The sequence below is a fragment of the Streptomyces sp. NPDC000594 genome, assembly GCF_040299965.1.
Lineage (GTDB): Bacteria > Actinomycetota > Actinomycetes > Streptomycetales > Streptomycetaceae > Streptomyces.
This window is the reverse complement of record NZ_JBEPCY010000018.1, coordinates 1-11,870: the sequence shown is the minus strand read 5'-3', so window position 1 is coordinate 11,870 and position 11,870 is coordinate 1. Positions and strand designations below refer to the sequence as shown.

15 protein-coding genes and 1 tRNA gene are annotated in these 11,870 nt (G+C 67.8%); 6 read left to right on the top strand and 10 right to left on the bottom strand.

Going from position 1 to position 11,870, the window contains the following annotated elements; genetic code table 11:
• Window positions 1–59 precede the first annotated feature (59 nt).
• The 8 genes from ABT354_RS23470 to ABT354_RS23435 all read right to left on the bottom strand — a co-directional run bounded on the left by ABT354_RS23470 (window position 60) and on the right by ABT354_RS23435 (window position 5,670).
• On the bottom strand, window positions 60–1,424 hold the full coding sequence (locus ABT354_RS23470; RefSeq protein WP_351496941.1) for a DUF3987 domain-containing protein: 1,365 nt from the start codon (window positions 1,422–1,424) through the stop codon (window positions 60–62).
• Entirely contained in the window at window positions 1,421–1,762 is a 342-nt protein-coding gene (locus ABT354_RS23465; protein ID WP_351496939.1) for a hypothetical protein, read from the bottom strand. Before ABT354_RS23465 ends, ABT354_RS23470 begins: the two co-directional genes overlap by 4 nt.
• A gap of 68 nt (window positions 1,763–1,830) precedes the next feature.
• Window positions 1,831–2,721, bottom strand: a complete 891-nt coding sequence (locus ABT354_RS23460) for an Lsr2 family DNA-binding protein (RefSeq protein WP_351496937.1) — start codon at window positions 2,719–2,721, stop codon at window positions 1,831–1,833.
• A 401-nt stretch (window positions 2,722–3,122) separates the two neighbouring features.
• A complete protein-coding gene (locus tag ABT354_RS23455; protein WP_351496935.1) occupies window positions 3,123–4,037 on the bottom strand; it encodes a phage major capsid protein in 915 nt (304 codons plus the stop codon).
• Window positions 4,038–4,051: 14 nt separating this feature from the next.
• The gene (locus tag ABT354_RS23450; RefSeq protein ID WP_351496933.1) at window positions 4,052–4,399 is read right to left on the bottom strand and encodes a hypothetical protein; all 348 of its coding nucleotides are present in this window, start codon (window positions 4,397–4,399) and stop codon (window positions 4,052–4,054) included.
• A 34-nt stretch (window positions 4,400–4,433) separates the two neighbouring features.
• Entirely contained in the window at window positions 4,434–4,739 is a 306-nt protein-coding gene (locus tag ABT354_RS23445) for a helix-turn-helix domain-containing protein (protein ID WP_351496931.1), read from the bottom strand.
• Window positions 4,740–4,999: 260 nt separating this feature from the next.
• On the bottom strand, window positions 5,000–5,515 hold the full coding sequence (locus ABT354_RS23440) for a hypothetical protein (RefSeq protein WP_351496928.1): 516 nt from the start codon (window positions 5,513–5,515) through the stop codon (window positions 5,000–5,002).
• Window positions 5,512–5,670: a helix-turn-helix domain-containing protein gene (locus tag ABT354_RS23435; protein WP_351497122.1), complete on the bottom strand. Its 159-nt coding sequence runs from the start codon at window positions 5,668–5,670 to the stop codon at window positions 5,512–5,514. The genes ABT354_RS23440 and ABT354_RS23435 overlap by 4 nt, the downstream gene beginning before the upstream one ends.
• Before the next feature lie 367 nt (window positions 5,671–6,037).
• On the opposite strand from ABT354_RS23435, the gene ABT354_RS23430 reads away from it, so the two are divergent.
• Together ABT354_RS23430 and ABT354_RS23425 are read left to right on the top strand one after the other, a co-directional pair.
• The gene (locus ABT354_RS23430; RefSeq protein WP_351496926.1) at window positions 6,038–6,412 is read left to right on the top strand and encodes a helix-turn-helix domain-containing protein; all 375 of its coding nucleotides are present in this window, start codon (window positions 6,038–6,040) and stop codon (window positions 6,410–6,412) included.
• A gap of 5 nt (window positions 6,413–6,417) precedes the next feature.
• A complete protein-coding gene (locus ABT354_RS23425) occupies window positions 6,418–7,689 on the top strand; it encodes a tyrosine-type recombinase/integrase (RefSeq protein WP_351496924.1) in 1,272 nt (423 codons plus the stop codon).
• 88 nt (window positions 7,690–7,777) lie between these two features.
• Here ABT354_RS23425 and ABT354_RS23420 read toward each other — a convergent pair.
• A tRNA-Leu gene (locus tag ABT354_RS23420) sits at window positions 7,778–7,865 on the bottom strand.
• Between the two features lie 259 nt (window positions 7,866–8,124).
• Here ABT354_RS23420 and ABT354_RS23415 point away from each other — a divergent pair.
• The 3 genes from ABT354_RS23415 to ABT354_RS23405 all read left to right on the top strand — a co-directional run bounded on the left by ABT354_RS23415 (window position 8,125) and on the right by ABT354_RS23405 (window position 10,792).
• Window positions 8,125–9,450, top strand: coding sequence for a M20/M25/M40 family metallo-hydrolase (locus tag ABT354_RS23415; protein ID WP_351496922.1), 1,326 nt, complete (start codon window positions 8,125–8,127; stop codon window positions 9,448–9,450).
• A 177-nt stretch (window positions 9,451–9,627) separates the two neighbouring features.
• Window positions 9,628–9,861: a chaplin gene (locus tag ABT354_RS23410; RefSeq protein WP_351496920.1), complete on the top strand. Its 234-nt coding sequence runs from the start codon at window positions 9,628–9,630 to the stop codon at window positions 9,859–9,861.
• A gap of 139 nt (window positions 9,862–10,000) precedes the next feature.
• Window positions 10,001–10,792: a chaplin gene (locus ABT354_RS23405; RefSeq protein ID WP_351496919.1), complete on the top strand. Its 792-nt coding sequence runs from the start codon at window positions 10,001–10,003 to the stop codon at window positions 10,790–10,792.
• A gap of 60 nt (window positions 10,793–10,852) precedes the next feature.
• On the opposite strand, the gene ABT354_RS23400 is transcribed toward ABT354_RS23405, so the two are convergent.
• The gene (locus tag ABT354_RS23400) at window positions 10,853–11,041 is read right to left on the bottom strand and encodes a DUF5703 family protein (RefSeq protein WP_351496917.1); all 189 of its coding nucleotides are present in this window, start codon (window positions 11,039–11,041) and stop codon (window positions 10,853–10,855) included.
• Window positions 11,042–11,088: 47 nt separating this feature from the next.
• On the opposite strand from ABT354_RS23400, the gene ABT354_RS23395 reads away from it, so the two are divergent.
• Window positions 11,089–11,826 carry a hypothetical protein gene (locus ABT354_RS23395; protein ID WP_351496914.1) on the top strand — a complete coding sequence of 246 codons (738 nt, stop codon included), beginning with the start codon at window positions 11,089–11,091 and terminating at the stop codon, window positions 11,824–11,826.
• Window positions 11,827–11,870: the final 44 nt, after the last annotated feature.

The window sequence follows — 11,870 nt, the reverse complement described above, 5'->3', positions numbered from 1 at the left end:
GCCCATGACGCAGAGTGCCCCGACCGGAGTGATCCGGCCGGGGCACTTCCTTTGTTTGTTCAGAGGAGAGCGAGGAAGGGGTTGTCCGTACGGGGAGTGAGCGAGGACGGCTGCTCCGCCGAGACAGTCGGGTTCGCGGGGCGGTAGGCGGCCATGTGGACGACGGTGGCGCGGTTCTGTTCACGTTCCGTGCTGGCCGGCTGCGGGTTCGGGGCCTGTTTCGGTTCCTCTGTGTGAGCAGAACTGTCACCCCGGAGCGTGAAGACGGTGGACGGTCGGCCGGTCTTCCCAGCCTTTTCGACGGTGACCGTGAAGTCCGGGAGGGCTTTGACCTCTGCGGCGGTGGCTCCGACGAAGGGGAGTACCTGGGAGGAGGTGGCGCGTCCGCCGTGCATTTCAATGCGGGCCCGGACCTTGTCCGTGAGGCTGGGCGCCTGACGCTTCGCCTTCGGGGAGGTGGCTCCCTTACTAATCCTCACGGTGTCGTGGACGGAGCGGCGGACGAGAGTGAAGGCGGCGTGCAGCATGTCGCCGGTGATGGTTTCGGAGCACTCGGAGGCTGCGAGGCAGGCCGCGACCCGCAGGGTCTGTTCCGCTGTCCGTTCGATGAACACGGCCTGGGACTCGGGCAGGGTCTCCCCCAGGATGCGCGCGTAGCGGCGCACGATCCGCCAGAGCGGCCGGGCATCGTCGGCAAGGGTGATGGCCCGGGGTCGGGCGGTGGCCCATCCGTAGGCGTCGGCAAGGTCGCCCCCGTCCACGGTGGGCAGGCTGGTCCGGTCGTCGTCCAGCATCGGAACCGATCCGAGGAGGAAGGGGAGGATGCGGTTGTACGAACCTCCGGCCGCTTCCGACTCCCCGACGTATTTGGTCCAGTCGGAGGGAGTGATGTGGGAGTGGAGGACCATGGCCGGGTTGCGCACTTCCTGCGCCTCTTCCTTGGTCGTGTTCCGCAGGGTGGCCCCGTCCCACGCGGCCCGCAGTTTGGTGGTGAACGACGGGTCCCGCTTCACCCGGCGGAGCACTTCCGACCATTCCTCTTCTACCACCAGGGCCCGCACGTCGCGCCCGTGCTCCGTCTCGGCCGTCGCTTCCTGCTGCTGCCACAGGTGGTTGACCATGCTCGCCCCGGACGTGATCCCGGATGTGGTGTGGGTGGCGAGGAAGCGGCCCAACGGTCTGTCCAGGATGTGGCGGGCATCCCGCAGTGCCGTTCCCTTCCCCCGGCCCGTTCCGGCGACCAGTGCCGACCACAGGAGTACGGGCCGTGCGCTGCCCCGGGAGGACACGGTGACCGTGCCGCCGATCGCGGCCGACCACATCGAGAGAACGGCCACGTAGATACCGAGCGAATCGGCTTCCGTGAACGGTGCGATCTTGCGGACCGCCCGTCCGATGGGACCGTACAGAACGGGGGTGTTCATGCTGCCGCCGCTTCCTGGGAGTTGGTTCGGTGCCGGGGGCGGACCGGGCGCCAGCGGCCCCCGTCCTTGATCACTGCTTCGGGGTGCTTCGGGGTGGCGGGGCACAGGGGCAGGCTGTCGCCGCCGTCGGCCGGTACGACCACGGCCTTGCAGCGCGCTTCCTTGGCCTGTCCCACCTGAGCCGACCGCCTCACGGTGGCCAGGGCGAACGGGTCGCTGCTGACGATGCCCTCACGCTGCTTCCCGTTCGGGGCCGTCCACGCCACCCAGCTACCGGGGGCGTAGTCGCGCTTGCTGGGCTTGGCCCCTGCCCCGTAGCCGGTGGCGTTCTTCCACACGCTCAGGTCACGGGGCCCGGGGTGCCGACCGCCACTCGGGACGGTCGGCCCGGTACGGGGTGCGGCACTCAGGCCGCCGCCGCTTTTCCCTCCGGGGCGTTCCGGTGAGCCGTCTCGTACGCGTGTCGCACACGCATCGGGATGCGGCCCTTCGAGGGGACGGCGTAGCCCTGTTCCCAGGCCCATGCCCGCACGGCACGGTTGCGGTCCCGCTCGCTCAGGCCCGACCGGTCTGTCTTGGCAGGCTCCGGAAGCGGGTCACCTGCCGTGAACTGTCCCGCCCGGATCGCGTCGCGGAACCGGCCCGGGGACCGCACGTCCATGCAGGGGATGTCTCGCTCTGCCGCGTCCCGCAGCTTGGTTCCGTTGCGTTCCCCGCCCTCACCCAGGATCAGCAGAACGGTGGAGTCGTCGGCCCGGCCCACCACCTCGTACCCGAGGTTCCGCACCGCCTCACGGGCCGTGTCCCACTCGTACCCCGGTATCTCCCCCGCGATCATCACGGACGGCACCGGCTCAGGCCCGGAGTCATCGGAGTCCGCCTCACAGGCTCTCGTGTCCGCGCCCGCTTCCCGCTCCGTCTCGATGACGGACTCCGGTTCCCCGGTCGTCGTGCCGTCGTCCGGCGCAGGCTCACCGTGCGGTTCGTGGCCGTCGTCCACCCCCGCTCCCAGTGCATCCGTCAGGTAGCGGCTGAACGTCGCCTGGTGCGCCCCGCACAGGTCCCACGCACGCTCCCCGAGAGTCAGGGTTGCCGTGGCGTCTTCCTCGCTCCCGTCCCGCGCTATGTGAGCGTCGCACAGGGTCTTCAGAACGGGCACGAGAACGGTCCTACGCATGACTCTGCATTCCTTCGTTCGTGTGTGACAGGGATTCTCAGAAACCGGGCCGGAGCGATGCGCTCTGACGGCCGTCCGCATTCGTCGCTGCGGTGTGAGATCAACTCTGCCGACGATCAATCACGAAACGATTACGCACAGATATATGATGCGTAACTAAGGTGAATGCAAGAGGTGGGGGTAATGCGTGTTAGTAAGGAATGAGGACCCACCGGGGGTGCCTTCCTCGGACCGTGTACGGGTATCAAATTATCAGGCTTTCCCGATTCCCTGGTCTCATTTTCCTGGGAATCACGCCCTCGGGAACTCCAGAGAGGTGTTTTAATCCAGAATGAGCGCAATATGTAGCGGCGTGCGTCACTTCTCAGTGCTGTGAAGTGACAGATTCCGGGAATCACACCTAGTGGCCCTCGACTGGGTCGATTTTCGTCACCCTGAGCGGCGGCCGGCACCCCCTGAAGATCGACGGAGGGTGAAAGGAAGCGGGCCCCGCCGGTCGGCGGGGCCCACAAATCCTGCGGTCAGGCCGCCAGTGCCCATTCCACGGAAGCCTTCACGATGCCCTTGGTGGGCTTGGACTCATCAAAGGTGCTGTCCGCCTTCTTCGTGTCCATTCCCGGGTACCGCACGATCTTGCCGCCGTAGAGGTGCAGCGTGTCCACGTAATCGGCCCGGTACTTCTCCGACTGGCCCTCGCGGAAGCCCGTGAACTGGCTTGCGTAGGTGGCGAAGTCCTTGTGCCCGGCGACGATGTCCACACCGGTCGGCATGGCCGTGGTCGTGAGAATCGTGAACCCGGCCAGCTTCGCCACCACGCCGTTCGCCGTCACACCGCCCTCACCGTAGGCGGCGGCGTTCGCAACGGCCGGATGCTCGATGAGATACCGCTTCACACGGGGCGAGACGACGACGTAGCGGCCTGCGGGAACGTCGTTGTCGTCCAGGGCCAGCATCATGTCAAGGATCGCACTGTAGAGCGCCTGTGGCGCGCTCTGGGCCGTCGCCTTGACGGTCGGAAGGGCCGTTGCGCCCTTGGCGATGGTGTCACCCATGAAGGCGTCCGCCTCGCGGGCAAGGGCACGGATCATCTGCTGATTGATCGGCGAGTCCAGATTCTCGGCGCCGAGCTGCACCCGCTCCGAATCCTCGATCAGGATCTGAAGATACTTCGCCTCAGTGATCGGGAGACTCTGGGCAACGGTTTCCGGACGCTGGGCCGTCATCCCGTCAGGGAGCTTGTAATCTCCGACGGTCGGACGGGCCAGGCTGTTGATGTGGACAACATCGCCCTTCTGCCGAATCTCCCCCTCGTACTTGTTGTTGGAGACGATGGGGGATGCCCAGACCAGCAGTGGATCGAAGGCACAGAGAAGCAGGGCGTCCCAGAGTTCCGGGACAAAGGTCTTAGTCCCGGGGGCCTGGTAGTTATAGGTCATATGTGTACTCCAGCTCAGCGCTTACGGGTGTCAAGGGAAACGGGAGGCCGGTCAGGGATGGGCCCACAGCGGCCAAGCCCCAGATCCTGGGCAAAAAGAGGCTTCTTCAATGCCTGAAGCGGCTTGAGAACCAACTCGATGGCCTCAGGCGACGGGGAACCGTCCTCACCGAGCAGCTTCGAATGGTCCAGGTAATCGGCGAAACCGTCAGGCAGTTTGATGCCGTCCTGGGCCGCCTGCGCCCGGAGTTCAGCCGCGGCCAGTTTGGCGGCGTACTCCCGCTGCACCTCGGCCCGGACGGAAGGGACCGGATCGGCCGGCCTCGCATCAGGGAACGGGGAATCGGTCTGGTGGTCGCTCACGGCGACACCTCCTCGGAATCTAATCAAGTGATCACTACTTGGGGCTCTCGTCTGCCAGACAGGCCGCAACCGCCTCCGCCGTTCTGCGCCCCGGCGAGCCGTCTTTCTTGACCAGGACCAAGAGCGAAGTACGCAAGTGCCGTGCGGCGAGAACCAGCGTTGTAAGGCTCGGGCTGGTGGCGCCCGACTCCCACCGGTGAACGGTGGACGGCGCCACACCCATGGCCTGTGCCAGATCGTCAACCGACAGGGCCAGAGCGATACGACGGGCAGCGAAAACGTGTCGGTCGAACATGAAAACTCCACTCAGTTCCATGCAGAAATGCATGATCGTGGACATGGAAGAACCCCGGGCCCACGCACGGCCGGGGTTCTGGATCCCACTCCTGAGAGAGCTATCTAAGCAACCCTCTCACTATGTATGTAGGTGTGATCACAGGCATTCAATGACACCTATGCATGAAAATGAGTCTCAGATCACTTCAAGCCGCCCAAGAGCGGCCGTGGTCAAGAGGGTAAAAAAAGAAGGGCCGAGGCTCCTGTACCCGCCCCGGCCACACTCTCCCTATTTAAGAAAGCCCGTGCTTTCCCCCCTTGCAATCAAGCCGCCGAGGCCGCCGATCCGTTAACGGTGCCCTCGCGCACGCTGCGGGCCCATGAGGGCGACGAGAACGGTTCCCCGCCCCGGGCGACGTTGTCGCACTCCAACTCCCACTCCCGCGCCCGCTCCGGCGTGCGGAACAGCCAGTCACTCCGTCGGCCGTCCCAGGGGACATTGTGGCCGTGAGTGGCGCACTCTTCCCGCGCCCTGACCGGGGCATCCATAGAGGCCACGTCGGACGGCACCAACAGACACCGGGCCGAAGCCGAGGGCGCCAGAAGCCCGGCCTTGACGAGATTGCCCCGTACCTGCCGGTACCGTCCGTCGCTGTAGGGCTCCCCCTTCTCGTTCGTGAGGATCAGTTCCAGCTCACCGGACCCCAAGGGGGCGTGCCCTCCCCGCTGCATCCGGTCCAGCGCCAGCAGCCACATGCGGGTCTCCAGATGCAGTAGCGGACTGCCTATCGCGGGGTTCGATCGCTCCGGCCGGTAGACCTTGGTGAACCAGTAGCTCAAGCCGATGCCTCCCCGTCCAGCCACCTGTCCAGATCGGCAGGGCGGCAGCGGAGCGCCTGGCCGACCTTCCGGAACGGAATCTCCCTGGCCCTCCAGTTCTTGTACACCCACCCCTTGGGCTTATCCAGGTGATCAGCCACATCGTCAACGGTCATCAGCTTTGCGCGCACAAGATCCCTCTGCTGGCCGGTGGGCGACCATTTCGCCCTGCTGCTATCCGGCTCACTCTCAGAATGCCCATGCCGAACAAGTTGCGCCACATTCGGTTTGGTGGTGATCGTCACAAGACCCGAACTTGACGCTGCATGTTCGGGTCCTGTTAGTCTCGATCTTGTGAACAAACCAAAACCACATGAGACAGGCCATGAGTGGCACCGCGACGGAGACGAGTTGGTCTGGCGCCGCGCCTACGGCCCCTGGGTCGTCATCGCGCGCTGCCCTGTCGCCGCCCCCTTCGGTGGCCCTTCCGAGCTGACTGTTCGCCTTGCGGTAGGCGGAAGCGACGAGGACATCGATCAGGGCATGAGCGAGGCACTGGAGACGGACGGCATCCCGGCCAACCTTCTCCGCCGGATCCCGATGGCAGAGATCAAGGCGGGGGCCCGCGCCGCGCTGGCCCGGCAAGAGGACAGGGTGATGCGCGGCCCGTACCCGGTGCCCTCACGCTGTCGCTCAGACGAGGACTACACGCTTCTCGTGGCCGAGCTGGCCCGGATGCGGGCCACGGGCACCACCGCCCCCCAGGGGGAGCTGGCCGGCCGTTTGGGCATCGGCAAGGCCACGATGTCCGAGCGCATCAAACGATCTAAAGAACTCGGCCTGTGGGACGGACAGAGGCTCACCGACAAGGCGTTGGCGATCCTCGCTCACTGGCAGCGTGAGCAGGAAGGCGACTGACCCACGTGGCCAAGAAGGGCAACGGGCTCGGCGGTACCCCCGTGGAGATCAAGCGGGCGGGACGGCCGAACACCTGGGGCGTGCGTACGCCCCTCCACTTCAACAAGGCAATCGGAAAGCAGGACCGCTACTGGATAGGCCGCGAGTACAAGACCAAGACGGAGGCGGAAAAGGCGCTCCGTCAGTGGCACAGCGACCACGAGGCGGGCAAGGTCGCGGCCCGCTCGGACATGAAGCTGGGTGACTGGCTCGACAAGTGGCACACCAACCTCAGAAAGGAGGGGACGACCGTGGCCGGGTACGAAACGAAGATCCGTCTGCACATCAAGCCGCACATCGGCGGCATCAAGCTGTCCGAGATCACGGACGACACGCTGAACGATCTGTACCGGCTGCTGGAGACGGCACCCTGCCCCACCAACAAGGGAAAGCCCCTGGGGGCGAAGAGTGTGCGGCACGTGCACAACATCCTCTCCGGGGCCCTCGGCGCGGCCGTTCCGAAGCTGATCCCGTCCAACCCGGCCGCCGCCGCCAACCCGCCCACCGGGCGCGAGATACGGGCACAGGAACGCGACTTCCCCACCCTGGACGACGGCCAGACGGCCCGCTTCCTGGCCTCGGTGTGGGAGCCGTGCGGCAACCGGGCCTGTGACAGAGGGGTGACGCACCACTGCCTCCGGGACGCTCCCCTGTGGACCGTCTACGCCGCCACCGGCGTCCGGCGCAGTGAGGCACTGGGCATGAAATGGTCCCTGATCCACTGGGACGAGGGCTCCATCGAACTGGGCTGGGTCGTCGTCGAGGAGGGCAACGGCTACCGGCTGCGGAAGCTCACCAAGGACGGCGACGCCAATGCCCGCATCTACGTGGACCAGGCAGTCATGAACGTTCTCAAGCGGCAGAAGGAGCGCCAGGACGCCGAACGGGAACGGCTCGGCCCCGCGTGGGTCGATCATGACCTCGTGTTCGCCCGGGACGGCTTCAAGCTGTACCGGGGCGAGGCTGGCGGGCCACAGGACCCTGAGAAGGTCTCGGCCCGCTGGCGCACCCTGCGGAACCGGCTGCGCCTGCCGGACGACTTCCGGATTCACGACTGGAGGCACAGCAAGGTCACGAACGATCTGGAGGCCGGGGAGAACCCCGTAGAGGTCTCCGCCAACGTCCGGCACCACTCACCCGGCTACACCATGGCCCGGTACGGCCACTCACGTAAGGACGGAGCGCGCCGACTGGCTGCCTCCGGCGCGGGCCGACTCGGCCTGTCATCCCTGGTCTGATCAGGAAACTTTCTGGGCCGTTGGTCACGTGGTTGGTCACGCCACTGCCCTGAAATGCAAAAAACCCCAGATCAACTGGGGTTCTCGCTGGTGTCCGAGGGGGGACTTGAACCCCCACGCCCGATAAAGGGCACTAGCACCTCAAGCTAGCGCGTCTGCCATTCCGCCACCCGGACCGGGTGTCTGTCGTTCGGCCTGGGCCGTTCCGACGAGGAAAACCATAGCAAACATTCGAGCCCCCGATCACGCCCCCCTCGTCAGGCCCCGGGCATCGGCCGGGCCCGGGGCGGGGGGCGTCGTGGGGCGGTGGGGCGGGGGTGCGGGGCTTCCGGTGTGTGACAGACCCATGACGCCCGGCGCCGGGCCTTGGGGTCCATGGCGGCGCGGGAGAGGATGGGCCGGGAATCACCAGCAGCCACAGCGGGAGGAATCAGCGTGAGCGAGTCGAACACGGCCCGTGCCGTCTCGGGCGAGGACGAGGTCGTCGACCTCTGCCGCGAGCTGATCCGGATCGACACCAGCAACTACGGCGACCACTCCGGACCGGGGGAGCGGGTCGCCGCCGAGTACGTCGCGGAGAAGCTGGCCGAGGTCGGGCTCGAACCCCAGGTCATCGAGTCCCACCGGGGCCGCGCCTCCACAGTCGCCCGGATCGAGGGGGAGGACCCCTCCCGTCCGGCGCTCCTCATCCACGGTCACACCGATGTCGTCCCGGCCAACGCCGCCGACTGGACCCATGACCCCTTCTCCGGGGAGATCGCCGACGGCTGTGTCTGGGGCCGGGGCGCCGTCGACATGAAGGACATGGACGCGATGACGCTCGCCGTCGTCCGGGACCGGCTGCGCAGCGGCCGCAAACCCCCGCGTGACATCGTGCTCGCCTTCCTCGCCGATGAGGAGGCGGGTGGCACCTATGGTGCGAAGTACCTGGTCGACAAGCACCCCGACCTCTTCGAGGGCGTCACCGAGGCCATCGGCGAGGTCGGCGGCTTCTCCTTCACGGTCAACGAGAATCTGCGGCTCTACCTGGTGGAGACGGCGCAGAAGGGCATGCACTGGATGCGGCTGACCGTGGACGGCACCGCCGGGCACGGCTCCATGACCAACAAGGACAACGCCATCACCGAGCTGTGCGAGGCGGTCGGGCGTCTCGGCCGGCATCAGTGGCCGGTCAGGATGACCAAGACCGTGCGGTCCTTCCTGGACGAGCTGTCCGACGCGCTGGGCACCCCGCTCGACCCGGAGGACATGGAGGCCACCCTGGCCAAGCTGGGCGGCATCGCCAAGATGATCGGCGCCACCCTGCGCAACTCCGCCGCGCCCACCATGCTCGGCGCCGGATACAAGGTCAATGTCATCCCCGGCCAGGCCACCGCCCATGTCGACGGGCGTTTTCTGCCGGGGTACGAGGAGGAGTTCCTGGCCGACCTCGACCGGCTGCTCGGCCCCCGGGTGCGGCGCGAGGACGTCCACGCCGACAAGGCGCTGGAGACCGGCTTCGACGGCGGTCTGGTGGACGCCATCCAGAGCGCGCTGCGGGCCGAGGACCCCATCGCGCGGGCCGTCCCCTACATGCTCTCCGGCGGCACCGACGCCAAGTCCTTCGACGACCTCGGCATCCGCTGCTTCGGCTTCGCCCCGCTCAAGCTCCCCCCGGAGCTGGACTTCGCAGGGATGTTCCACGGTGTGGACGAGCGGGTCCCGGTCGACGGTCTGAAGTTCGGTGTGCGGGTGCTTGACCGGTTCATCGACGCCTGCTGAACCGGATCGGGTGACAGCCGTCGATCCGCCCCGAAAAGACACTCCCATAATCGTGACTGTGTGCGTGGCTGACTGAAAAGAGTGAAAGGAACATCGGGCTCGTAGCCCCGTTCCGTCTCCTTCGTTACAGATGTTGCGGTCCGTGGCTGGGGCCGCAACCGCCAACAAGGAGGAAGAATGATCAAGAAGGTCGTCGCCGTCGCGGCTGCCACGGGAAGCCTGATGCTCGCGGGCGCGGGCGCGGCCGTGGCCGACGCCGGTGCCCAGGGTGCCGCAGTCGGCTCCCCCGGCGTCATCTCCGGCAATGTGGTCCAGGTCCCCGTGCATGTGCCGGTGAATGTCTGCGGCAACACGATCGACATCATCGCGCTGCTGAACCCTGCCTTCGGCAACACCTGCGTCAACGCTTGATGGCGTGACCCGGCCCCATCGGGTCCGGGTTCCACCCCGGGCGGTCCCGAGTGCGTGCCAGGCACTCCGGGGCCGCCCGGCATTTTCCGCTCCCGGGCAGAGCGCCCGGAGGGCCTGTGAAGAAGGCAGGACATCAGCTATGCGACAGGTCACGCGCAAGGGCCTGATCACCATCGCCGCAGCGGGCGGAGCGCTCGCCCTCGGCGGGGGATACGCACACGCCGGATCCGGTGCCTCCGGGGCGGCCGTGGGCTCCCCCGGGGTCGCGTCCGGGAACGCCGTCCAGGTGCCGGTGAACGTCCCCGTCAACGCCTGCGGCAACTCGGTGAACCTCGTCGGTCTGCTGAACCCCACGTTCGGCAATACCTGTGTCAATGAGTCGAGCGGTGCGGCGACGGCGCCGGGCGAGGCGCCCGGCGGGGTACCGGGCGGCACCCCCGGCGGGCTGCCGCCCGGGGCGCTGGCCCCGACCGGCGGCGGCGCCCAGGCCACGGGGGTGGCCGCAGGGTCGCCCGGCGTCGGTTCGGGCAATGTCGTCCAGGCACCCGTTCATGTCCCGGTCAACGCCTGCGGCAACAGTGTCGACATCGTGGGCGTGCTGAACCCGGCGTTCGGCAATGAGTGCGTCAACGAGTCACCCGGCAATCCGGTGGTTCCCCCGCCGCCGGTCGAGCCGCCGGTCAAGCCGCCCGTTGAGCCGCCCACCCCTCCGAAGCCGCCGGTCAAGCCCCCTCAGGAGCCCGGCAACCCCCCGGAGCCCGGTAAGCCGCCCACCCCCTCGGAGCCAGGAGGCCCCCGTACCCCGAACGAGCCCACGCCTCAGCTGGCCGAGACCGGATCCGAGTCCCTCGGTGTGATCGTCCCGGTCGGGGCGGGCATGCTGCTCGCGGGAGCGGTGCTCTACCGCCGCGCCCGTGCCTCGGCGCGCTAGGCACCGGTACCGGTACGCCCAGGAGCGGGCCCCGCGTCGGCGGGGTCCGCTCCTCGCCGATCACCAGGTGGCCCTCAGCTGGCGGATGATCCGCCGCCGCAGCCGCACCCGGCGGCTGCCGTCCCTCCGCAGCGTCAGCCGGTCCAACTCCCAGTGGCCGTACTCGGCGTGGTCGGTCAGCAGGCGGGTCGCCTCCGCCCGGGAGACGCCCCGGGGCACGTACACGTCGACAAATTCGTATTCCGGCATCGCATCTATTGTGCGGGCACCTGCCCGGTACGGATAGCGTCTGCACTATGTCTGATGCTGCGCCGCCCACCGCTGCCGAGGTACGTGCCGCCGCCGAGGCGGTCAAAGCCGCACTGGACCGCCACCTCGCGGCGGTCGAGAACCGCACGGGGGAGGACGACCCGGCCGTCTACGACGCCTTCAACGCCCTGGCCGTGGCGGCGGAGGCGTACGACGAGCGCCTCTACGACCGCTACGACGAGGTCACCCCCTTCGAGATCCCGGGCGCGGACGAGTCCCTGCCGCCCTACGCGGGCCCCGAGGAGCCCAGCGCGCTCAGTGTGCTGATCCGCCGGGACTACGCGGTGGCGGAGCCCGCGCGGCTGCTCGCGCAGGCACGGCGCATCGCCGACCTCGACCCCGACGAGGCCGCCCCGGAGCGCGGCCGGTCCGCCCGGACGGGGGTGCATGCGGCGCTCGGGCTGGTCTTCGGGGAGTACGAGCCCGATGAGATCTCCTCCCGGCACCAGGAATTCGGACTGGAGGAGGGTGACTCCACCCTCTGGATCTCCGCCCTGGACGAGCTGCCCGACGCGGGCGAATGGCTCAGCGCCCCCTTTGAGCAGGCGGACCCGCAGCGGGTCGTCATCCGCTACGACGTCAGCTCCGTCTTCGACGACGAGTATGAGGATGAAGGGGACGAAGGCGACGAGGGCGGTGCCGGCGGGGTCGGCGATGGGGCCGGGGCCGGTGGCCGGGCCGCGTCGGACGGGATCCAGGACACCCTGCCGGTCGACCGGGGCTGACCCGGGCACCCGGTGGCGGTCGGGCCGGGGTCCCGGTGACCGGC

Bases quoted from the DNA above. Each gene is read 5' to 3' on its own strand.
- ABT354_RS23470 (WP_351496941.1), bottom strand. From the start codon at position 1,424: ATGAACACCCCCGTTCTGTACGGTCCCATCGGACGGGCGGTCCGCAAG.
- ABT354_RS23455 (WP_351496935.1), bottom strand. From the start codon at position 4,037: ATGACCTATAACTACCAGGCCCCCGGGACTAAGACCTTTGTCCCGGAA.
- ABT354_RS23445 (WP_351496931.1), bottom strand. From the start codon at position 4,739: ATGTCCACGATCATGCATTTCTGCATGGAACTGAGTGGAGTTTTCATG.
- ABT354_RS23435 (WP_351497122.1), bottom strand. From the start codon at position 5,670: ATGACCGTTGACGATGTGGCTGATCACCTGGATAAGCCCAAGGGGTGG.
- ABT354_RS23430 (WP_351496926.1), top strand. From the start codon at position 6,038: ATGAGCGAGGCACTGGAGACGGACGGCATCCCGGCCAACCTTCTCCGC.
- ABT354_RS23410 (WP_351496920.1), top strand. From the start codon at position 9,628: ATGATCAAGAAGGTCGTCGCCGTCGCGGCTGCCACGGGAAGCCTGATG.
- ABT354_RS23405 (WP_351496919.1), top strand. From the start codon at position 10,001: ATGCGACAGGTCACGCGCAAGGGCCTGATCACCATCGCCGCAGCGGGC.
- ABT354_RS23400 (WP_351496917.1), bottom strand. From the start codon at position 11,041: ATGCCGGAATACGAATTTGTCGACGTGTACGTGCCCCGGGGCGTCTCC.
- ABT354_RS23395 (WP_351496914.1), top strand. From the start codon at position 11,089: ATGTCTGATGCTGCGCCGCCCACCGCTGCCGAGGTACGTGCCGCCGCC.